This is a genomic window from Dolomitihabitans soli, from assembly GCF_022213955.1.
Classification (GTDB): Bacteria; Actinomycetota; Actinomycetes; order Streptosporangiales; family Streptosporangiaceae; genus Streptosporangium_A; species Streptosporangium_A soli.
The window spans coordinates 246,325-266,728 of the sequence record NZ_JAKNTW010000008.1 but is presented as its reverse complement, the minus strand read 5'-3'; the positions used below and the strand labels follow the sequence as shown (position 1 = coordinate 266,728).

At 70.4% G+C, this 20,404-nt stretch carries 24 protein-coding genes; 13 read left to right on the top strand and 11 right to left on the bottom strand.

Going from position 1 to position 20,404, the window contains the following annotated elements:
* Positions 1 to 8 precede the first annotated feature (8 nt).
* Both MBA17_RS18970 and MBA17_RS18965 read left to right on the top strand, forming a co-directional pair.
* Positions 9 to 1,064: a glycosyltransferase gene (locus tag MBA17_RS18970; RefSeq protein ID WP_238497829.1), complete on the top strand. Its 1,056-nt coding sequence runs from the start codon at positions 9 to 11 to the stop codon at positions 1,062 to 1,064.
* A gap of 31 nt (positions 1,065 to 1,095) precedes the next feature.
* Entirely contained in the window at positions 1,096 to 1,377 is a 282-nt protein-coding gene (locus tag MBA17_RS18965) for a metal-sensitive transcriptional regulator (RefSeq protein WP_238497828.1), read from the top strand.
* Positions 1,378 to 1,876: 499 nt separating this feature from the next.
* Here the strand turns inward: MBA17_RS18965 and MBA17_RS18960 are convergent, their stop codons facing one another.
* Positions 1,877 to 3,193: a hypothetical protein gene (locus MBA17_RS18960; RefSeq protein WP_238497827.1), complete on the bottom strand. Its 1,317-nt coding sequence runs from the start codon at positions 3,191 to 3,193 to the stop codon at positions 1,877 to 1,879.
* Between the two features lie 39 nt (positions 3,194 to 3,232).
* Positions 3,233 to 3,769 (bottom strand): gamma carbonic anhydrase family protein, encoded by a 537-nt coding sequence (locus tag MBA17_RS18955; RefSeq protein ID WP_238497826.1) that lies wholly within the window; start codon positions 3,767 to 3,769, stop codon positions 3,233 to 3,235.
* A 164-nt stretch (positions 3,770 to 3,933) separates the two neighbouring features.
* Between MBA17_RS18955 and MBA17_RS18950 the strand changes: the two genes are divergently transcribed.
* Entirely contained in the window at positions 3,934 to 5,004 is a 1,071-nt protein-coding gene (locus MBA17_RS18950; RefSeq protein ID WP_238497825.1) for a coiled-coil domain-containing protein, read from the top strand.
* Between the two features lie 276 nt (positions 5,005 to 5,280).
* Here MBA17_RS18950 and MBA17_RS18945 read toward each other — a convergent pair whose 3' ends face one another.
* The 3 genes from MBA17_RS18945 to MBA17_RS18935 all read right to left on the bottom strand — a co-directional run bounded on the left by MBA17_RS18945 (position 5,281) and on the right by MBA17_RS18935 (position 7,026).
* Positions 5,281 to 5,505, bottom strand: a complete 225-nt coding sequence (locus MBA17_RS18945) for a hypothetical protein (RefSeq protein ID WP_238497824.1) — start codon at positions 5,503 to 5,505, stop codon at positions 5,281 to 5,283.
* Between the two features lie 122 nt (positions 5,506 to 5,627).
* Positions 5,628 to 6,380, bottom strand: a complete 753-nt coding sequence (locus MBA17_RS18940) for a GntR family transcriptional regulator (RefSeq protein ID WP_238497823.1) — start codon at positions 6,378 to 6,380, stop codon at positions 5,628 to 5,630.
* A 154-nt stretch (positions 6,381 to 6,534) separates the two neighbouring features.
* A complete protein-coding gene (locus MBA17_RS18935) occupies positions 6,535 to 7,026 on the bottom strand; it encodes a VanZ family protein (RefSeq protein ID WP_238497822.1) in 492 nt (163 codons plus the stop codon).
* Positions 7,027 to 7,295: 269 nt separating this feature from the next.
* Here MBA17_RS18935 and MBA17_RS18930 point away from each other — a divergent pair, with 269 nt between their 5' ends.
* Genes MBA17_RS18930 through kynU form a run of 6 tightly spaced genes read left to right on the top strand, consistent with a single transcriptional unit; the run spans position 7,296 to position 12,623 of the window.
* Positions 7,296 to 8,723 carry an aldehyde dehydrogenase family protein gene (locus tag MBA17_RS18930; RefSeq protein ID WP_238497821.1) on the top strand — a complete coding sequence of 476 codons (1,428 nt, stop codon included), beginning with the start codon at positions 7,296 to 7,298 and terminating at the stop codon, positions 8,721 to 8,723.
* Complete coding sequence (locus MBA17_RS18925; RefSeq protein ID WP_238497820.1) at positions 8,716 to 9,516, top strand: 2-keto-4-pentenoate hydratase; 801 nt, start codon at positions 8,716 to 8,718, stop codon at positions 9,514 to 9,516. Before MBA17_RS18930 ends, MBA17_RS18925 begins: the two co-directional genes overlap by 8 nt.
* Entirely contained in the window at positions 9,513 to 9,917 is a 405-nt protein-coding gene (locus MBA17_RS18920; RefSeq protein WP_238497819.1) for a RidA family protein, read from the top strand. Before MBA17_RS18925 ends, MBA17_RS18920 begins: the two co-directional genes overlap by 4 nt.
* On the top strand, positions 9,914 to 10,429 hold the full coding sequence (locus MBA17_RS18915) for a 3-hydroxyanthranilate 3,4-dioxygenase (RefSeq protein ID WP_238497818.1): 516 nt from the start codon (positions 9,914 to 9,916) through the stop codon (positions 10,427 to 10,429). The genes MBA17_RS18920 and MBA17_RS18915 overlap by 4 nt, the downstream gene beginning before the upstream one ends.
* 2 nt (positions 10,430 to 10,431) lie before the next feature.
* Positions 10,432 to 11,421 carry an amidohydrolase family protein gene (locus tag MBA17_RS18910; RefSeq protein ID WP_238497817.1) on the top strand — a complete coding sequence of 330 codons (990 nt, stop codon included), beginning with the start codon at positions 10,432 to 10,434 and terminating at the stop codon, positions 11,419 to 11,421.
* Positions 11,415 to 12,623, top strand: coding sequence for a kynureninase (kynU, locus tag MBA17_RS18905; RefSeq protein WP_238498004.1), 1,209 nt, complete (start codon positions 11,415 to 11,417; stop codon positions 12,621 to 12,623). The genes MBA17_RS18910 and kynU overlap by 7 nt, the downstream gene beginning before the upstream one ends.
* A gap of 511 nt (positions 12,624 to 13,134) precedes the next feature.
* On the opposite strand, the gene MBA17_RS18900 is transcribed toward kynU, so the two are convergent.
* Positions 13,135 to 13,512, bottom strand: coding sequence for a VOC family protein (locus MBA17_RS18900; protein ID WP_238497816.1), 378 nt, complete (start codon positions 13,510 to 13,512; stop codon positions 13,135 to 13,137).
* A gap of 157 nt (positions 13,513 to 13,669) precedes the next feature.
* Here MBA17_RS18900 and MBA17_RS18895 point away from each other — a divergent pair, with 157 nt between their 5' ends.
* Complete coding sequence (locus MBA17_RS18895; protein WP_238497815.1) at positions 13,670 to 14,641, top strand: zinc-binding dehydrogenase; 972 nt, start codon at positions 13,670 to 13,672, stop codon at positions 14,639 to 14,641.
* 332 nt (positions 14,642 to 14,973) lie between these two features.
* Here the strand turns inward: MBA17_RS18895 and MBA17_RS18890 are convergent, their stop codons facing one another.
* From MBA17_RS18890 to MBA17_RS18880, 3 genes are all read right to left on the bottom strand, one after another.
* Positions 14,974 to 15,339, bottom strand: coding sequence for an MmcQ/YjbR family DNA-binding protein (locus tag MBA17_RS18890; protein WP_238497814.1), 366 nt, complete (start codon positions 15,337 to 15,339; stop codon positions 14,974 to 14,976).
* 374 nt (positions 15,340 to 15,713) lie between these two features.
* Complete coding sequence (locus MBA17_RS18885) at positions 15,714 to 16,595, bottom strand: sensor histidine kinase (RefSeq protein ID WP_238497813.1); 882 nt, start codon at positions 16,593 to 16,595, stop codon at positions 15,714 to 15,716.
* 211 nt (positions 16,596 to 16,806) lie between these two features.
* On the bottom strand, positions 16,807 to 16,980 hold the full coding sequence (locus MBA17_RS18880) for a hypothetical protein (RefSeq protein WP_238497812.1): 174 nt from the start codon (positions 16,978 to 16,980) through the stop codon (positions 16,807 to 16,809).
* Between the two features lie 59 nt (positions 16,981 to 17,039).
* On the opposite strand from MBA17_RS18880, the gene MBA17_RS18875 reads away from it, so the two are divergent.
* From MBA17_RS18875 to MBA17_RS18865, 3 genes are all read left to right on the top strand, one after another.
* A complete protein-coding gene (locus MBA17_RS18875; protein ID WP_238497811.1) occupies positions 17,040 to 17,246 on the top strand; it encodes a hypothetical protein in 207 nt (68 codons plus the stop codon).
* A gap of 149 nt (positions 17,247 to 17,395) precedes the next feature.
* The gene (locus MBA17_RS18870; protein ID WP_238497810.1) at positions 17,396 to 18,355 is read left to right on the top strand and encodes a 2-hydroxyacid dehydrogenase; all 960 of its coding nucleotides are present in this window, start codon (positions 17,396 to 17,398) and stop codon (positions 18,353 to 18,355) included.
* Between the two features lie 75 nt (positions 18,356 to 18,430).
* Positions 18,431 to 18,583 (top strand): hypothetical protein, encoded by a 153-nt coding sequence (locus MBA17_RS18865; RefSeq protein ID WP_238497809.1) that lies wholly within the window; start codon positions 18,431 to 18,433, stop codon positions 18,581 to 18,583.
* Between the two features lie 14 nt (positions 18,584 to 18,597).
* On the opposite strand, the gene MBA17_RS18860 is transcribed toward MBA17_RS18865, so the two are convergent.
* Both MBA17_RS18860 and MBA17_RS18855 read right to left on the bottom strand, forming a co-directional pair.
* Positions 18,598 to 19,506, bottom strand: a complete 909-nt coding sequence (locus MBA17_RS18860; RefSeq protein WP_238497808.1) for a hypothetical protein — start codon at positions 19,504 to 19,506, stop codon at positions 18,598 to 18,600.
* A gap of 61 nt (positions 19,507 to 19,567) precedes the next feature.
* Complete coding sequence (locus MBA17_RS18855) at positions 19,568 to 20,242, bottom strand: AIM24 family protein (protein ID WP_238497807.1); 675 nt, start codon at positions 20,240 to 20,242, stop codon at positions 19,568 to 19,570.
* Positions 20,243 to 20,404 lie beyond the last annotated feature (162 nt).

The following is a 20,404-nucleotide window of genomic DNA, read 5'->3' as shown; positions in this document are numbered from 1 at the left end:
TCTGCCTGGTGGTCCCTTCCGTGTACGGCATGCGGGGTGACGTGCGGTCGGTCATCAACCTCGCCGCCGAACTGGCCGGCCGGCACGAAGTGGAGATCATCAGTTTGAAGCGCCACCGGGAGAAGCCCTTCTTCCCGGTGGACCCCCGGGTCGAGACGCGCTGGCTGGTGGACATGCGGCCCGGAGTGCGCCACCTGCTCCCGAGCGGCCAGGTGCGCACCGAGGTGGCCCTGTGGCGGCGGCTGCGGGCACTGAAGGCCGATGTCCTGATCACCACCAGGCCGGGGCTCGGCGTGCAGGCCGCCAGGCACGCGCCGCGCGAGATGGTCCGCATCGCCCGCGAGTGGGGCCGGCCGTCCGTGGCGGGCCCGATCAGGCGCTTCTATCCCCGGCTCGACGCGGTGGTGGCGGCCGCTCCGGCGGGCCGCGAGGAGTGGACCAGGCTGCTCGGCGAGGCGGGCCCGCACGTCCACCTGATCCCCGACGCGCTGCCCAGCACGCCGTGGCCGCGTTCGCGGATGGACAACCGGATCGTCGCGGCGGGCGGCCGGTGGGTGCCGGGCAAGGCGTACGACCGGCTGCTGCGGGCCTTCGCCATCGTGGCGGACAAGCGCCCCGACTGGCAGCTGCGGCTGTACGGCGGCGGCCCCGAGGAGAAGCGGCTGCGCGCCCTGGTGAGCGATCTCTACCTGCACAACCACGTCTACTTCATGGGCACCACGCCGGATCTCGCGGGCGAGTTCGCCAAGGCGTCGATCGTGGCGGTGACCTCCAGGGCCGAGGTGCTGGGGATGACCGTGATCGAGGCGCTGGGCTGCGGGGTGCCGGTGGTCGGCTTCGACAGCCCCCGCGGACCGGGGGAGTTCGTCACGGACGACGCGAACGGCGTGCTGGTGCCCGAGGGGGCGGGCGAGATCGAGGCGTACGCCGACGCGCTGCTGTCCCTGATCGACGACGAGCGGCGGCGGAAGTCCCTGGCGGCCGGAGCGCTGCGCGGTGCGGCGGCGCATGCCGCTCCCGCGGTGGCCGAGCAGTGGGAGCAGTTGGTCGCCGGGCTTCGCTGACCTGATACCGGTAGCCGGTACCGTTGACGGTATGCATGGGTACAGCGGCGACAAGCAGGCTTATCTGACACGGCTCAGGCGGATCGAAGGGCAGATCCGTGGCCTGCAGCGCATGGTCGAGGACGATGCCTACTGCATCGACGTCCTCACCCAGGTCTCCGCGGCGACCAGAGCGCTCCAGGCGGTGGCGCTCGGGTTGCTGGAGGACCACATAGGTCACTGTGTGGCCGACGCGATCAACACCGGCGGCCCAGAGGCGGAGGAGAAGGTCAAGGAGGCGTCGGCCGCGATCGCGCGGCTGGTGCGTTCCTGAGGGACTAGTCACCCGTGAGCGTGACGGGCTAGCCCGAAAAGCCATAGTCCCGGCCCCCTTGGGAGTCGGGACTAGGTCATTGTGATGGTCCTCAGCAACTCGCCGAAGTCCGCAATCCGAGCGCGTTGTCAAGCTCTGCCAAGGTCAGCCGCCGCTCAGTGATGGCCACTGCGCTGAGCACCTCGGCGTAAAGCGCGATCTCGTCCAACGCGACACGGTCGTGGACCCGAGAGTCCAGGTCGTCGTGCCCCACCGCGTCGTCCTTCCTTCCGCAGCCCACACCCACTTCGAGGTTACGACGGGCGTCCTTTCCGCGACATGGCCCATCGGGACCATTCCCTGCGGCCTCTCCGGGTGCTCCACAGAGGATCATTTCCCGAGGCTGAGATCACAATTCAGTGAATCTTGCGTAGGGCAAAGTATTAGCCGCCTATTGGCCAAGTAAGGGGAAAATGACTGCGTATTTGGTTTAACCGGATTCCATGCCGCTGATCCGGAACTAGTCGTCCCGGTGATGGGTGAGCCGGCGCACGGTCGCCGAGGCCGTGGCGAAGCCGTTGCTCGGCGTCTCGACCTCCAGCAGGCGGCTCCACGCGAGCCCGGTGGCGTAGGCCGCGCCCAGCAGGGCGGCAGCCGTACCCCTGTCTGGCGGGTGCAGCGCGGCCGGGAGGTCGCCGTCCACCGGCCAGAGGCGGCGCAGGGCGTGCGCGGGGTCGGTCAGGGTGGCGTGCAGCACGTGCCGGAGCTCGGGGTCGAGCCAGGGGTAGAGCCGCGCGGCGGACTCCGGCGCGACCGCCGAGACGTCCGCGGCGAGCAGCGACGCGGCCACCACGCGGGGGTCGGCCCGGCGCCTGCCGAGATAGCCGAGCGCCTCGATGAGGTCGTACATGGAGTGCCTGAAGTGCTCGCCGGGCGCCGTCTCGGACACGACCGCCCGGGACAGCTGCGGGGGGCAGCGGGCCAGCCAGGCCCGGCGCACCTCGGCGTCGCCCCTGCGGGCCGCGTCATGGTCGAGGCCGGGCGCGCGCAGGGCGGGTTCGAGCATCGCCAGCAGCGCCTCGGCCCGCGGCCGGAACCGGTCGTCCTCAAGTACGGCGTCGGCGGTGTTGGCCATCAGCGCGACCAGCCGTAACCCGGCCTTCGGCGTGTCGGCCCTGATCCGCTCGGCGTACAGCCCGGCCAGGTCGTCGAGGGAGACGGGATGCAGCCAGCGGACCCACTCGTCGCCCGGCAGCGCGCGGCGCAGGAACTCGCCGAACATCGACAGCAGCACCTCGTTGCCGTCGAACGCGGGCGCGTAGGCGCACCACATCAGCGTGCCCCACACGGCGGCGACCGTGCTGGACACGTCGCCGGCGAAGATCGCCGTGAACGGCTCGGTGGTGATCGGGAAGTCCTCCTTGCGCACCGGCCGCCGGGAGACGACCAGTGCGCGGACCCGCTCCGTGATGCCCACGGGCACGTCGGGGCCGACGAAACCCTGCGTGGAACCGCCCTCGAAGGAGAAATCGGGGCCGTCGGGCACCAGGTCGGGGCCGAGCATCGTGGTGTGCCGCACCACGTGCGCGGCCGACCTCAGCGTGTGGTCCAGCGGCGGTGCGGACAGGTGCCACCGGCCGTCGGCCGGGTCCAGGCGGTACCACCGCGCGTGCGCCCCGAACAGCCACCGGCCGCCGTCGGGCGTGACGAGCATCCGCGCGGCGACGGCCTGGAGCTTGGCCTGGGCGGGGAGTCCAGGCCAGCGCGGATCGGCGACCATCGCGCGCACGTCACCCTCGATGGTCGCAAAACCGTCCCACTGTCGCACGGCGGCCATGTTAGACGCCCCGCAGGCGCCCGCGTTCGCGCACCGCCCCTACTGAACGGGGCGTGCGCCGCGGTGCAGCGCCGCCTTGGCGATGTAGGTGTCGGGAGTGCCGGCGAAGGAGGCGCGGTCCTCGTCGGTGAGGTCCCGGAGGATCTTGGCGGGCATCCCGGCGGCCAGGACTCCGGCGGGGATCTTACGGCCGGGCGGGACCAGGGCTCCGGCGGCGACGAGCGAGCCGGCGCCGACCCGCGCCCCGCCGAGGACGATGGCGCCGATGCCGATCAGCGCGCCGGTCTCCACGTAGGCGCCGTGGACCATGGCCTTGTGGCCGAGGCTCACCCGTGGTTCGAGCACGGCGGGCTCGCCCGGATCGGCGTGCAGACAACACAGATCCTGGATGTTGCACTCCTCGCCGACCTCGATGGCTTCGTCTTCGCCCCGCAGCACGGAGCAGTACCATACGTTGGCGGCGCGGTCCAGCCGTACCTTGCCGACGACGACCGCGCCTGGCGCGACATAGGCTTCTGGGTGGATGTCAGGAAAGGTATCGGTGCCGAGGCTTGCGACGTAGGGGTGATCCTTCATGGGTTCATGCTATTGGGGCGTTCCGGTTGCGGACTTGGGCAGTAAGCAGGAAGGTCGTCTCCTGACGTGACGTTCCGGCCCCCCAACGACCGTTGATCTTCCTCCACCTCGTAGACCCCCAGGGCAGTGCCATGACAAACCAGCACGAAAGCTTTCCCGACCTGATGCATGACGACTCTTTCGAGGTCGTCATGCGCGGCTACAGCCGTCGTCAGGTCCACGACTACATGATTCGTACCCGGAACCAGATCAGGGACCTTGAGGAGCGGCTGGCACGGGCGATAGACCAGGCGGAGCAGGGCCGTATCGAGCTGGCGGAGGCCCGCAGGAGGATCGTCGAGGCACCGCAGAACTACGACGATCTGAGCCCGAGGCTCGCGCAGATCCTCCGGCTGGGCGAGGAGGAGGCCGCCCAGAAGAAGGATGACGCCGAATCCGAGGCCGCGAAGGTGCGCGAGGAAGCCGCGGTGGAGTCGGACCGGCTGATGACCTCGGCCCGCGAGCAGTCCGAGGCGCTGCTGTCCTCCGCGCAGGCGGAGGCCGAGCGCCGGGTGGGTGAGGCGACCGCGGCGGCCGAGCGGATGATGGCGCAGGCGGGGGCCGAGGCCGAGGAGACCAGGAATTCGGCGGGCCAGGAGTCCGAGGAGAGGCTGCACGCCGCGCGGAGCGAGGCCGAGCGGACCGTCGGCGCCGCCCGTCAGGAGGCCGAGCAGACCGTCAACGGCGCGCGTGCGGAGGCGGAGACCACGCTGGGGGCGGCCAGGGCGGAGGCCGAGGCCGCCGTCTCGGCCGCCCACGCCGAGGCGGAGGCCACGCTGACCGCCGCGCAGCAGCAGGCGACGACCCTGGAGGAGCACACGGGCCGGCGGGTGTCCTACCTGACCGACACGCACGGTGAGGTCATGCGCCGCCTGAACGAGATCGGCTCGGTGCTCGGCGACCTGCTCCACCAGGAGAGCGCGGCGGGTGCGCTGATGAGCGACGGCCCCGCGCTCGTCGACGGCCCCGGCCTCGTCGACGCCCCCGCGCCCGTCGATGCCCCCGAGCTCGTCGACCCCGTGCTCGTCGACGCCGTCGACGAGCCCCAGGACGCCCTGCAGGACGGCCCGGACGCCACCCAGGAGGTCCGCAAGCTGGTAGAGGAGAACGCGGACGAGGTCGACATCCGGGTGATCGTCAACGATGAGGACGACGACACCGACGTTCGCGAACCGTTCTCCCAGGCCCGCCAGTAAGGCCCGGCACTGAGGCCCGTCACGGAGGCTGGTCAGTGAGGGCTTGCTCGTCCCTGGAGAAGAGACCTGGTAAGTGGTTCGCGCGGGGCGGAGAGAGGTTCTCCGCCTCGCGCGAACTCACCAGGCGGAAACCCCCGCCCCCGATCGGGTCGGAGGCTTCCGCGCATTGGGGGCCCGGCGCCGGGACCGCTTGAGCCGCAAACCCCGGCACCGGGCGGCTGATGGGTCCCGTGGAACGCCCCCCTCACGGGCACGGTGCGTTCCACGGGACGTCTGTCACGGTTCGGAGCCGATGCCGTCGGCCCGTTGCCGCTGATCGGTGAGCTCGATGCGCAGGCCGTCAGGAGTGTCGGCGTCGATCGTCATGGCCAGCCCGGCCTCTCGCTCGACCGAGTTCAGCGGGTGGTGGCGGGTGGCCCACCACCGCCCCGCATCACTTCTCCAAATGGTCCACGCGGGATGCTCCCGGGCGATTTCGGCGAGATGCCGGTCGAAGGACATCTGTTCACCCTTTCCCAGGGGCCCGGTATGCGACCTTTCATCTACGAAGGTGAGGCACATCTCTAGAGATATCTATGATCTCAAGGGACAGGTCAACCTATCGCTTGACCTTTTCGCTTGACTCAGGCGTCGAAATCGTACTGGAGTACGTATGAAGCGGCGTCAAGGATCATGGTGTTGAGCTCGATGGGCGTGCCGCCCGCCGTGTAGGCCGTCCGCGCGACGACGATGACCGGCGTTCCCGCCGGCAGGCCGAGTAACGTGGCCTCCTCCGGGTGCGGCATCCTGGCTTGCACCTCCTCGCTGAAGTGGGCGGGGGCGTGCCCCAGGTCGCCGAGCCTGGCGTAGACGCCGCCAGGGCCCGTGTCGGGCAGCGTGATCGCGGTTCCCTCGACCAGTTCGGCGGGGAAACACGAGGTCGAGTACTGCACGGGCCGCCCGTCGACCGAGTAGCGGCGTCGCCGTACCCAGACCTCCGTGCTGTCCAGGATCCGTGCGGCGCTCTCGCCTGCGCGCTCCCTGACGATCTCCACCGCGTCGACCGTGTACGGCCTGCCGCGGGTGTCGGCCTCCCAGATCGCCCGGCCCTGTCCCCACTGGTCACGGGCGAGCCGGCGGGAACCGTGCCGCCTGATCGGTTTGAACCTCCGGACATAGACTCCCGAGCCGCGTTTGGGCACGGCCAGCCCCTCGTTGATCAGTACGGCAAGCGCCTGCCTCGCTGTCGCCCGCGCTATGCCGTACTCCGCCATAAGAGCGTTCTCGCCCGGCAATCGATCCCCATCTCGCAGTTCGCCGGACAGGATCGCGCTGCGAAGCCCGTCGGCGATGCGCCGATAGATCGGGGGCTCGTGGGATACCGGGGATTCCGACACTTTATGATCACCCTCTGTCACCAACCGGGTTTGGCGTCTCCAGAGAACTTGCCCCGTCTTGTCCACGATCGCACAGATACGGAGGTTGGTCCCGAGCTTCTTTTGAGTGGATCGTGCCCGTGTGGTGATCGTCAAGGGTTTTTACTGACCGTAACTATGGACCGATCCTGGCCGGTATTCGGGGTGCCCACCACGGACGGCTAACAGCGGCGGCGAGTGCCGCGCCCGCCGTGTTGAGCAGGAGGTCGTCCACCGAGGCGACCCGGCCGAGCCGGAGGCCGTACTGGAGGAGCTCCACCAGGAGTGATCCACCGGCCGCCGTCAGGGCGACGGGGGCCAGGCCGGCGAACCGGGCGGAGCGTGCGGGCAGCAGCGCGCCGAGCGCCGCGAAGACCAGAAGATTGCCCCCGACCTGTACGAACGCGGTCCGGGGCGCGACGCCGGCGAGCGCCGCGAGATCGTGGAACGGCAGCAGGCTCACGCCACCGGGGCCCGGCTGCGGGGTCAGGATCATCCAGAGCCAGGGCAGGGTGCCGGCCGGGATGAGGATGTCGGCGACGGCGGTCCGGATCGGCGCGGGGTGACCTCGGCGGGTCCGGTGACGCGCGAGGAGCCGGGTGAGGAGCGCGGCCACCGGCAACCCCAATGCAGCCGGGAGGATGACATGTCCCCACATATGCCAGACATGATCCATATAGAGGGTCTACCAGGGTACGAGAAGGTGGCGCTTCGGAAAGGTCGCTCTCCTGGCGTACGAATCACCACAGATGGCCCAGTGCTACACGGGTGGGCTGGAAGGGTGTGAGCGGCGCAGAGCAGGACAGGAGCGCCATCTCGCGATCTAGGGCCGGTCGAGCGCGGCGTTCCGCGTCACGTTGTTGCCCAACGCCGCGCCGTACCTCTATACCGATAGATATGGAGACGACGAGGGCCCACTTCATCGGCGGGTCACCGGTGGCCGAGGGCGAGCGCTTCCCGGTGCACGATCCGGTGACCGGCCGGGTGGTGGGCGAGGTCTGCGAGGCGGACCGCGAGATCGTGGACCGGGCGGTGACGGCGGCCAGAGAGGCGCTCCCGGCCTGGGCGGCGCTGCCGGTGGCCGAGCGGGCGGGCTGGACGCGCAGGCTCGCCGACGCGATCGAGGAGCGGTTCGAAGACCTGGTGACCGCCGAGGTCGCCGACACCGGGAAGCCGGTGGCCCAGGCCCGCGAGCTGGACATCCCGCGCGGCGCGGCGAACTTCCGCGCGTTCGCCGAGATCGCCGCGCAGCGCCCGGAGAGCGCGTTCCACCTCCCGGGCACCCTGAGCTACACCGTGCGCCGCCCGCTGGGCGTGGTGGCCGTCATCGTCCCGTGGAACCTGCCGTTCCTGCTGATGACCTGGAAACTCGGCCCGGCGCTGGTCGCGGGCAACACGGTGGTGGTCAAGCCGTCGGAGCACACGCCGGGCTCGGCGGCCGTACTGGCCGAGATCGCCGCCGGGATCGGCCTGCCGCCCGGGGTGCTCAACGTCGTCAACGGCTTCGGCGGCACCGGCCGGCTCCTGGCGGAGCATCCGGGCGTCGACGCGGTGACCTTCACCGGGTCCAGCCGCACCGGGTCGGCGATCATGAAGTCGGTGGCCGACCGGGTCAAGCCCATCTCCTTCGAACTGGGCGGCAAGAACGCCGGGCTGATCTTCTCCGACACCGACCTGGACGCCGCCGTCGAGGGCGCGGTCCGCTCGGTGTTCACCAACGGCGGCCAGGTGTGCCTGTGCACCGAACGGCTGTACGTCGAGCGCCGCGTCTTCGAACCCTTCGCCCTGCGCCTGGCCAAACGCGCGCAGGAGCTGGTGACCACCGGCCTGATGCCGATGATCTCGGCGGAGCACCGCGACAAGGTGCTCTCCAGCTACGTGGCCGCCGCGGAGGAGGGGGCCGAGATCCTGGCCGGCGGCGGCGTGCCGGGGTTCGGCGACGAGCGCGACGGCGGCTACTTCGTGGAGCCGACCGTCCTCACCGGTCTGCCGGAGGGCTCCCGGGTGAACCGCGAGGAGATCTTCGGGCCGGTGTGCCACATCGCGCCGTTCGACACCGAGGCCGAGGCGATCGCCCTGGCCAACGACAGCGAGTACGGCCTGGCCGCGACGGTGTGGACGCGTGACCTCTCCCGGGCGCACCGCGTGGCCCAGTCGATCGAGGCGGGCCTGGTGTGGGTGAACACCTGGTTCCTGCGCGATCTGCGCACGCCGTTCGGCGGGGTGAAGCTGTCGGGCGTGGGCAGGGAGGGAGGGGTGCACTCGCTCGACTTCTACTCCGAGCCCACCACGATCACGATGAAGCTGGAGCAAGACGATGGATGACGAGTGGTCCGAGGCCGTCGACCTGCTGGGCACGGCCGCCGACATGCTGCGCGAGGCCCAGCTGAGCGGCAAGCCGTGCCCGCCGATCCGGGACGTCGTCGGCGGGTCCGACGCCGCGACCGGCTACGCCGTACAGGAGATCAACACGCGTGGGGCGCTCGACGCGGGGCGCAGGCTGGTCGGCAGGAAGATCGGGGTCACGAACCCGCTGGTGCAGCAGCAGTTCGGGATCGATCAGCCCGATTTCGGCATGCTGTTTCAGGACATGGCGTTTCTGGATGGGCTGCCCATCGAGACCGGCCGGTTCCTCCAGCCGCGCGCCGAGGCCGAGGTCGCGCTGGTGCTCGACCGTGACCTGGCCGGCGGGCCGTACACCGTGGCCGACGTGATCAGGGCCGTCGGCTTCGTGCTGCCCGCGATCGAGATCGTGGACAGCCGGATCGCCGGCTGGGACATCACGCTCGTCGACACCGTCGCCGACAACGCCTCCAGCGGCGCGTTCGTGCTCGGCAACACGCCCAGGCCGCTGACCGGCCTCGATCTGGGGGCGGCGGTGATGACCATGACCAAGGGCGGCCTGGAGGTGTCCACCGGCACCGGCGCCGACTGTCTCGGCCACCCGCTGAACGCCGCCGTCTGGCTCGCGAACACCCTCCGCACGACCGGCCACCCGCTGCGCGCGGGCGACGTGGTGCTGACCGGCTCGCTCGGCCCCGTGGTCCCGGTCGAGGCCGGCGACGTCTTCGAGGCGCGGATCGACGGACTCGGCTCGGTGAGAGCGGTGTTCACGTGACGGCCGGGGTGACCCCGCGCGGCCGGTACCCCCATGTCAGACGGGCGGGCGACTTCGTCTACGTCTCCGGCACCAGCGCGCGGCGCCCCGACAACACGATCGCGGGGGCCGCCGCCGACGAACTCGGGACCACCAGCCTGGACATCCGCGAGCAGACCGCCGCGGTGATCGAGAACATCGGCCGGCTGCTCGCCGGCGTCGGAGCCGGCCTGGGCGACCTCGTGCAGATCACGACCTACCTGGTGAACATGAACGACTTCGGCGGGTACAACGAGGTCTACGGCGGCTACTTCGACGAGACCGGCCCGACTCGCACCACGGTGGCGGTCCACCAGCTGCCGCATCCGCACCTGCTCATCGAGATGCAGGCCGTCGCCTACCGGCCAGAGGAGCGATCATGATCCCACCCATCGACTTCACTCGATGGATCGACGAGCACGCGCACCTGCTCAAGCCGCCGGTGGGCAACAAGGTGATCTTCGAGGGTGCGAACGACCTGATCGTGATGGTCGTCGGCGGGCCGAACGCGCGGACCGACTTCCACGTCGATCCCTACGAGGAGCTCTTCTACCAGGTGCGCGGCAACATGCACGTCAACGTGATGACCTCCGAGGGACCGGACACCGTGCACATCCGCGAAGGGCAGATGTGGCTGCTGCCGCCGAACGTGCCGCACTCGCCGCAACGCCCGGAGGCCGGGTCGATCGGCTTCATCGTGGAGAAGATCCGGCCGGAGGGCACGCTGGAGCGGTTCCAGTGGTACTGCCCGTCGTGCGGCGCGCTCGTCCACGACGTGGCGCTCCAGGTCCGTGACATCGTCTCCGACCTGCCGCCCGTCTTCGAGGCGTTCTACGGCGACGAGAAGGCGCGCACCTGCGACGCGTGCGGCACCCTCCACCCCGGCAAGGGCTGAACTTGATCGTCGACGTTCACTCGCACCACGTCCCGCGCGGCTGGCCCGATCTCGGCTGGCCGCAGGCGCCCCGGCTCAGGATCGACTCCGAGCGGGAGGCGATGATCCTGCTCGGCGACCGGGAGTTCCGGCGGATCCAGGACGACTGCTGGAATCCCGCCCGGCGGTTGGACGACATGGACGCCGACGGGGTGGACGTCCAGGTCGTCTCACCCACGCCGGTGTTCTTCTCCTACGAGCGGCCCGCCGCGCAGGCCGTACGGGTCAGCCGGATCTTCAACGACCTGGCGCTGGAGATCTGCGCGTCCGAGCGGCTCGTCCCCTTCTGCCAGGTGCCGCTCCAGGACCCCGAACTGGCCTGCGCCGAGCTCGACCGGTGCCTCGCCGCCGGGCACGCCGGGGTCGAGATCGGCAACCACGTGGGCGACCGGGATCTCGACGACGCGGGGGTGGTCGAGTTCCTGGCGCACTGCGCCTCGGTGGGAGCGCCCGTGTTCGTGCACCCCTGGGACATGCCGGGCGGGGCGCGGCTGGAACGGTGGATGGCCCAGTGGCTGGTCGGCATGCCCGCCGAGACCCATCTGTCGGTGCTCGCGCTGATCCTCGGGGGCGTGTTCGACCGGGTGCCCGCGTCGTTGCGGCTGTGCTTCGCGCACGGCGGCGGGTCGTTCGCGTTCTGGCTGGGCCGGTTCGAGAACGCCTGGCACCGGCGGCCCGACGTGATCGGGGTCTCCGAGCATCCGCCCTCGCACTATCTCGACCGGTTCAGCGTCGACTCCGTCGTCTTCGACGAGCGGGCGTTGCGGCTGCTGGTCGACACCTTCGGCGAGGACCGCGTCCTGCTCGGCTCCGACTACCCCTATCCGCTCGGCGAGTCGCCCGTCGGGGGGCTCATCCGGGAGGCCGCGTTCCTGTCGGACCAGGCCCGCGCCAAACTCCTCGGCGGCAACGCCTTCCGCTTCCTGGACAACTTCTTGGAAGGTGAATCGTGACCCTCACCCGTGCCGACTGCGCGGCCCTCGACGAAGCCGACCCGCTGGCGGCGTTCAGGGACGAGTTCGTCCTGCCCGAAGGGGTGATCTACCTCGTCGGCAACTCCCTGGGAGCGATGCCCAGGGGAGCCGCCGCGCGGGTCGCGCGCACGGTAGAGGACGAATGGGGCCGCGAGCTGGTCGGCGGCTGGAACACCGCCGGCTGGTACGCCCAGCCCCTCACCACCGGCGACCGGCTGGCCCCGCTCATCGGCGCCGGCCCCGGTCAGGTCGTGGTCGGCAACAGCACCTCGATCGCCGTCTTCCAGGCCGTCGCCGCCGCTCTCCGGCTCCGCCCGGGACGTCGTGTCATCGTCTCCGACGTCGCCAACTTCCCCACGGACCGCTACGTCGTCGAGGGCCTGGCCACCCTGCTCGGCGGCTACGAGATCCGTCCCTTCGAGGCCCCTCTCACGGACGAGGTCGCCGCCGTACTCCTGTCCGAGGTCGACTATCGCACCGGCGCCCGCCACGACGTCGGCCAGGTGACCGCCCGGGTCCAGGCCGCCGGGGCGCTGATGATCTGGGACCTCTGTCACAGCGTCGGCGCCCTCCCCGTGGACGTCTCCCAGGCCGACTTCGCCCTCGGCTGCACCTACAAGTATCTCAACGGCGGCCCCGGAGCCCCCGCCTTCCTCTACGTCAACCCGCGCCACCAGGCCGCCGCCGAGAACGTCCTCACCGGCTGGTACGCCCACGCCGAACCGTTCGCCTTCGAACCCGGCTTCCGGCCCGCCGACGGCATCCGCCGCTTCGCCGTCAGCACCCCCCACGTCCTCTCCTTCGCCGGTCTCGAAGCCGCCCTCGACATCTGGGACCGCGTCGACATGCAGGCCGTCCGGGCCAAGAGCATCGCCCTGACCTCGCTCTTCATCGACCTCCTCGCGCCGATCGAGACCCTCCGCCTGGCCACGCCCAGGGATCCGGCTCGCCGTGGCAGCCAGGTCAGCTTCCACCACGCCGACGGCTACCCCGTCATGCGCGCCCTCATCGACCGGGGCGTCCACGGCGACTTCCGGGCCCCCGACATCCTCCGCTTCGGCTTCGCCCCCCTCTACCTCCGCCACGTCGACGTCTTCGACGCCGCCGCCACCCTCACCGACGTCCTCTCCAAGGACCTCTGGCGCGCCGAGAAGTACACCCACCGCCTGCCCGTAACCTGACCCACTGCGCTTCCGCCGACCACGTACGGCAAGCCAGGCCGGCCCCCGCGCCGCCCGTGGAACGGTCCGCAGGGTCCACGCTCGCCGCAGGAAAATGCATCAAGTGGGGCGGTGCGTACGGCGGAAATCCTCCTCAGGGCCTCGGAACGGATATTTGGTATTAATCGCGCTTTGAGCACTGCGGCTGATCAGGCCCCGAGTACTTCAGACCCTGCCGTCTGGCCGGTTTCCGGCCTCCTCCTGTGGGCGACGGTAGGGTCACCCTCGATGTGACACGACTCCATCTCACCTCTCGGCGTCGTGAAACGGTTCGTCGCGCCTGGGTTGCGACTCGCGCGATGAGCTGGTCACATCCCCACCCCTGGCCGCCGCGGAACCGCTGCGGGAGGTGCCCGGCCTTGCCGACTTCCCCATCCCCACCCCGCAGGCCGGCGCGGTCGGCATCCGGGTCGGAAGCCTCAGGGCATCCCGGCTGATGCCGGAGATCAGGAGGCGGTTCGGTCGTCTTTCGTCAGAGAGGGGAGAGCCGGGTGCGGAGGAGACAGAACTCGTTGCCCTCCGGGTCGGCGAGGGTGTGCCAGGACTCCTCGCCGGTCTGGCCGACGTCGACGGGGGTCGCTCCCGCGGCGAGTAGCCGTTCCAACTCGGCGGGCTGGTCGCGGTCGGTGGCGTTGACGTCGATGTGCAGCCGTAGTTTGCCGGTCTTGGGATCCTCCGAAGGGCTGAGGATCATCGTCGGCTGAGGGCCGCCGAAGCCCTCACGGGGACCGATCTCGATGCTGCCGTCGTCGCGATCCAGCTCCACGTAGTCGAGCACCTCGCACCAGAAGGCGGCAAGCCGGTCCGGGTCGTGGCAGTCGAGGACAAGCTCACTGATACGGCACGCCATGAGATCCCTTTCGAGAGCCGTTTCCGGTCTGCGCCATTATGCCAAGCCGTACGTCAGGGTGGCCGCGACCTCCGACACGCGAGGCCGGTTTGACCTCTACTTAAGTTGAGGTTGCATCGTCGAAGGGTCGAGTAGTCACGCCCACAGGGAGCGCCCAATGCACGCCGTGGTTCTGTACACCTTCGGTCCCGCCGAGAATCTGCGCTATGAGGTCGTCCCCGATCCGGTGCCCGGCCCCGGCCAGGTGCGCATCGCCGTGAAAGCGGCAGGCGTGCACCTGATCGAGACCGCGATGCGGGCCGGGCTGGCGATCGGGCCGCCGTTGCCGGAGCTTCCCGCGATCTTCGGTGGCGAGGTGGCGGGGACCGTCGAGTCCGTGGGCCCCGGTGTCGACGCCGACTGGATCGGCAGGGACGTGGTGACCTCGGCCGGCCGGCCAGGTGGGTACGCCGAACTGGCGGTCGCCGATGTCGCGGCCCTGCACCGGATGCCCGGCGGGCTGAGCCACGAGGCGGCCGTGGCCATGGTCGTCACCGGCAGAACCACCATCGGCGTGCTGGACATCGCCGGGCTCACCACCGATGACGTGGTCCTCGTCACGTCCGCGGCCGGTGGCATCGGACGCCTGATCGTCCAGCACGCCCGCCGGCTCGGCGCGAAGGTCGTCGCCGCGGCGGGCGGCCCCGCCAAGGTGGCAGCCGTCTGGGATCTCGGCGCCGACCACGCCGTCGACTACAACGAGCCGGGCTGGGCCGAAACCGTCCGCGAGTCGCTCGGCGGGCGCGAGGTCACCGTCGTCCTCGACGGCGTCAGCGGCGAGAAGGCGCGGGCGGCGTTCGACCTGCTGGCCGACGGCGGACGCATGATCACCTTCGGTGCCGCCTCCCGGCAGGAGTTCCACCCCGACCCCGAAGTGCTGAAGGCGCGCGACGTGACCATGATCGACGCCCTCGCGCTCCTGATCGGCAGCCCCGAGGTCATGCCGGCCGACGAGACCCGAGCGCTGGCGGCGGCGGCCGAGGGCGCGCTCGTGCCCGCCGTCCAGACGTTCCCCCTGGCCCAGGCGGCCACCGCCCACGCCGCCCTGGAGTCCCGGGCCACAACGGGCAAGGTCGTCCTCCTCCCCTAGCCCCACCCCGGCATGCGTACGGCACGCCAGGCCGGCGCCTCCCGCCGCCCGTGGCCCGGTCCGCGGGGCCAACGCTCCTCCAGCGTGCGTGCCGCTCGCCGCTACGCCCCGCCTGCCGGCCATGCCCGCTGGTCGAAACCCGCCCGTGAGTCGGCGCCGTGGCAGATCGCGCGGCGGCTCAGGGCCGGAAGCCGGGAGAAGTGGTCGACGTTCAGCCGGCCGCCCAGCCGGTGATCGGATCAAGCAGGACCAGTCGGCCGCGGACATGCCGGGCGTGCTGTGCGTTCAGCCGGTCACCCAGGTGGTCTGCTTTCTGCAGACCGGAGGAACGTCTACTCGTCCAGACGAGCGACGAGTTTCTTGGGGGCGACGGTCCGGTAGCTCTCCTCGACCCAGTCGATCAGCACTTCGGTCTCCGGCAGCGCCGTCTGGAACGGGAGGTGCACCCACCCGGCCTTCCCCAGCCCGTAGCCCGCGGGCGCGGCCCCCTGTACGGCGAGCGCGTGGCCGCCGGACTCGGGCAGCTTCACCGTGAAGCCGGGCGCCCACTTCTCGGTCGGCTCGTCGATGCCGAGGAAGACGAAGATCTTCTTGCCGACCTTGACCACGGTCTCGCCCCAGGGGTGGTCTTCCCATGCCTCCGGCAGGCTGAGCGCGTAGGTGCGCAGACTCTCCCGGACGTCGTGCCAATCGCTCATGCGAACCACTGTTTCACCGGCCCCCGACAAAACGCCGCACCGACCACTCACCTTCGGCATGACCGCCACCCCGCCCGGGGGTCATCGCACCCATCCCGAGCGGGCAGGTCTCGGGGCCCGTCCCAGGCCGCCGCATGGGGGCGCCCGCCCGAGGTCATAGCGCCCACCCCCGAGCGGGCGGTATCGAAGCCGTCCCAGGCCGGTGCCCCAGGTGGCGCCCGCCCGAGCGGGCGGTCTCCGAGCCGTCCCAGGCCGCCACTCAGGTGGCGCCCGCCCAAGTGGGCGGTCTCGAAGCTGCCCCAGGCGGGTGCCCGAGACCGCCAGCCCGAGCGGGCGGTCTCGGAGCCGTCCCAGGTCGTCGCCGGTGCCCGCGCCTAATCGTCGGAGAGAGGCAGCCGCAGGACGAACCGGGCGCCCTGGCCGACCGCGGGTTCCTCGATGGCGAGCCGGCCCCGGTGCGCGGCGGCGATCTCCCTGGCGAGCGCCAGCCCGAGCCCGGTTCCTCCCTCGTCCCGGCTGCGCGCGGTGTCCAGCCGGGTGAAGCGCTCGAACACCCGCTCGCGCTCCGCCGGCGGTATCCCGGTGCCGTCGTCGCTGACCTCCAGCACGGCCTCGCCCGCCACCCGGGTCACGACCACCGCGATGGAGCTCTCCGCGTGCCGTTCCGCGTTGGAGAGCAGGTCGCTGAGCAGCCGCGCGAGCTGCGTGCGATCTCCCGGTACGGCGAGGCCGGGCACGAGGTGGGTCGACACCGGCATCCGTACCGGCGTCTGGGCGACCACCGTGCGCGCCAGGTCGGCCAGGTCGACGCGGCCCACCTCGGGCAGGTCGCCGGCGTCCAGCCGGGAGAGCGCCAGCAGGTCGTCCATGACCGCCTGGAGCCGTTCCGAGCCCCTGAGCGCCTCGCGGAGCGCCTGCCAGGGGTCGCTTCCCGTGGGATCGGCCAGCGCGACCTCGATGCCGGTGCGCAGGCCGGTGAGCGGTGTCCGCAGTTCGTGGGACGCGTCGGAGGCGAATCGCCGCTCGCGTTCCATCGCCCGAGCCAGCCGTTCCGTCGTCTCGTCGAAGCCGTGCAGGGTCCGACCGGCCAGCCACCAGGCCAGCGCGCCGAGCAGGATCAGCAACGGCAGCGCCACGCCCAGCGTGACCAGCGGGTGCCGGCCGGCCATGACGAGGCCGACCACCAGGAACACGACCGCGATCGCCAATGCGGCGACGGCGACGGTGCCCCGGATCCGCAGCAGGTTGGTTCGCATGTGATCCCCCGGCATGCCTCCGGGCATGTCCGCCCGACATACCGATGGCACGCACTTATCCCGATAAATTCGGGTGACATCCTCTCTGTCGTTGCTTGATGGTGAATGCCAGTACCCATGGAGACATCCACCTGTTTCTTCATGTATAGGTCGTCACGCCTCATGAAACGGCAACCCTCGCCTCATGTGGAGGTGCCGATCCGGCAGGCGATCACACCAGGACCAGCTCGGCCAGGTTCACGAGTTTGGCCAGTTCCCGCACGTCCGGGCAGTAGCCGATGAAGGTGTGCAGGCCGTCGTGCCAGCGGGAGATGCGGAGGCATGGGCGGTTGTTCACTACCGTGACCGCGACTTCGAGTCCGTCGGGTGTACGCCAGATAGCCATGCGCACGACGTTACGAGGAGTCGTGTATGGGACGGGCAACCACAATCTAGACATTCGCCATGCGTTGCCGCGGCGATGCCAAGTCTGGCGAAACCCTTCGCACAGGTCTTGTCACCGCCGCCGTACGGCCCGGCCGGTGGCTGCGGCACTCCGCGACCAACGGCGGCGTGGCCCTGAGCGTCGCCGCCGACCTGCTCGGCCGTCCGGTGGATCTGGTGGACGAGTCGTTTCTCCCGGCGATGGGGGCTGCGGCGATGGCCGCCTAGACGTCGGATGGGACCATGGTGCCCGCCCCGCGGTCCCGCCGGATCGAGCCCCGGCCCGGATGGCAGGAGACCGTTGAGGCACGCTGGAAACTGTTCGCCGAGATGTGGAGCCGGGTGGTGGACCGGCCGTTTCCCAGGATGGAGCCGTAGTGACACACGTGTACGTGCCCAGGACGCTGACCGACGCGGCCATGACGGCGGTGCGTGACCTCGGCCATCCGGTCGTCGTCGGCGGCGAGGAGCCGCCGACCCGCGACGCGCTGCTGCGTGACGTGGCGGGGGCGGTCGCCGTCGTGTGCACGCTCACCGAGCGGATCGACGCGGAGTTCCTCGACGCGGCGGGCCCCGGCCTGAAGGTGGTCGCCAACACGGCGGTCGGTTACGACAACATCGACGTGCCGGCGGCGACCGCGCGGGGCGTCCGGGTCACGAACACCCCCGGCGTGCTCGACGGCGCGACCGCCGACCTCACCATGGCGCTGATCCTCGCCGCCGGCCGCCGGGTGCTCGAAGGCGACCGGCTGCTCCGTGAGCAGACCCCCTGGGTGTGGGGCCCGCGGATGCTGCTCGGCCTGGACCTGAGCGCCGGCGCGAGCCTCGGGGTGATCGGCTACGGCCGGATCGGCCGGGCCGTCGCCCGCCGCGCCAAGGCGTTCGACATGCGGATCCTCGCCACGCCCACCTCGTCCAGCCTGACCGAGGAGGACCGCCTGGGCGTGCGGTTCGTCGAGCTGCCCGAGCTGCTGGAACAGGCCGACGTGGTGACCGTGCACTGCCCGCTGACCCCCGCCACCCGGCACCTCATCGACGCCGACGCCCTGCGCCGGATGAAGTCCACCGCGATCCTCGTCAACACCGCGCGCGGCGGGATCGTCGACGAGCGGGCGCTGGTGGCGGCGTTGCGCGCGGGCGACATCGCGGGCGCCGGCCTCGACGTGTTCGACGGCGAGCCGAAGGTCGATCCCGAGCTGCTGACCCTGGAGAACGCCGTGCTGACCCCGCACATCGGCAGCGCGGGCACCGCCACCCGCGAGCGGATGTGCCGTCTGTCGGTCTCCAATGTGGCCGAGGTGCTGGCGGGCCGCGACCCTGTCACCCCGGTGAACTGAGCACTCTGGAGGGTGCAGCCGGCTCTTGTGACCGGACTCACCGGTGAACTGCGCGATTCGGGGTAGAGGTGAGATATGGCTACGTTGATGGACAAGGTGCGACGTTACATCCAGAGCCCTCAGGGGCGGCAGAACGTCGAGAAGGCCAAGCGGATGGCAAATGACCCGCGCAACAAGCAGAAGCTGCGCGGCCTGCTGGACAAGTTCCGCTCGCGCGGGCACCGCTAGACCGACCAGACCGACTAGACCAAGCCGACCATGAATCCCTCGTCCTGAACGCCCTGATAGACACTCGGGTGCAGCTGGCGCATGGCGTTGTCGATCACCGGGATGAATTTGGGCGATGACCCGAGGGGCAACCGGTAACCGTTTCGCACCCGATGGAACTCCCACAGGTGTTCCATCTCCGGGTGTCTGAGACGGAAACCGGGGTCCGCGGGGAAGAGGTCGAGCCGTACCATCACCTTGCGCATGATGTAGTCGGCGGGTTTCACCCGCCGCTGCTGGGTGCGTGAGATCCGCACGCCGGCCAGTTCGTGCCACTGGACCGCCCACGGCCGTCCCTCGGGGTCGTCCCACCGGACGCCGTCCGCCTCGAAGATCAGCTCGCGCGGTCGGGCGAGCTTCTGCCAGGCGAACACCGGGAGCAGGCCGATGGCCAGGAAGACGATTCCCAGCAAGGCGACGGTGATCCGCGTCCCGATGCCGCCGTTCACCGCGCCCACGACCGCGGAGAGGAGGGCGATCAGCCCGATCCCGCCGGCCACGCTGCCGCCGACGATCGACTTGACCTTGGCGTCGGCCCCGACATCGATGACGAACGGCTGCGGACCGGCCGGCTGCTGGTAGGTCTGCTGGTTCTGGTGCTGGGTTTGCCGGCCGTACCGGTGCTGCTGTGCGTGCGGCGCCTGGCCCTGGTACTGGTTTGGCTGGCTCTGGGGTTGGTAGCCCTGTGGGTACGGCCGGCTCTGGGGTTGCTGGTGGGCCGGCTGGCCGTGGGGGCCGGGCCGGCCCTGGTACGGCCGGCCGTCGGAGCCCGGCTGCCCTTGGTGCTGCTGATTCTGGTAGCCGGGCTGGTACGGCGGCGGCTGGTACGGCTGCTCTTCCCCGTGTCGGCGGGGTTGCTGCGGGTGTGGCGGGCCGTACGTCATGCAGGCGAGGCTAGTGCTTCACCAGCTTTGATACGTCCCATTTCATCCCAGTGTGAAGTGTTCAGTTGCCGTGATTGTGGGGCGGTACGGCGGGCCCTTCGCTGGCCTGGACCAAGACGAAACCCTGTCCCTGGAAGGCGAGCTGCATCGCCTCGCCGCTGCCCCGCCCGACCAGCGCGCCCAGCTTGGCCGTCCGGTTCACCCCCACCTGCAGCCCGGCGCTCCAGCACACGGCCGACTGCCCGTCGGCGAAGGTGGGCGCCTGCGCGGTGTCCAGCAGGACCGGCGTCCCGTGGGCCGTGATCGCCACCCACCCGGTGCCCTTGACCGTCGTGTTGAACAGGCCGCCCGAGGCGATTCCGGCACCCTGCACGCGCTGGATGTCCGTCGCGAGCTGCGGGCCGTACGCCAGGAGGTTCGCGCCGTTGACGGTCAGGGCCTCGTTCTCCAGGAAGAACAGGTGGATGTCGTCGGCGTCGTTGGCGAGGTAGAGCCGGCCCTGGCCGCGGACCCGCATCAGCGGGGTGCCCTCGCCGGTGACCATCTTCTTCAGCAGCTTGCCCATGCCCCCGGAGCCTTCGTAGCTGAAGTCCATCTGGCCCTGGAACGCGACCATGGCCCCCTGCTTGGCCAGCACCTCCCCGTTCAGTTCCACGCGTAGCATCTTGGAGTTCTGCAGGGCGAAATCTCCAGGGAGCTGAGCTTGGTCAAGGTTCCCGAAGAATGAGCTACGCACAGCGCGGGCCTTTCGATCTACGACGTTTGGTCGGACATAGCAGACCATAGTCGCCGATGTCGTTCTGTGGCGGCGGGATGAAGGTGGCGATCTGTCGGCTCTGCCACATCCCTCCCGGGCTCTGGGTGCCGGCTGTCCACCGAAGCCACCAAGCCCGCCAAG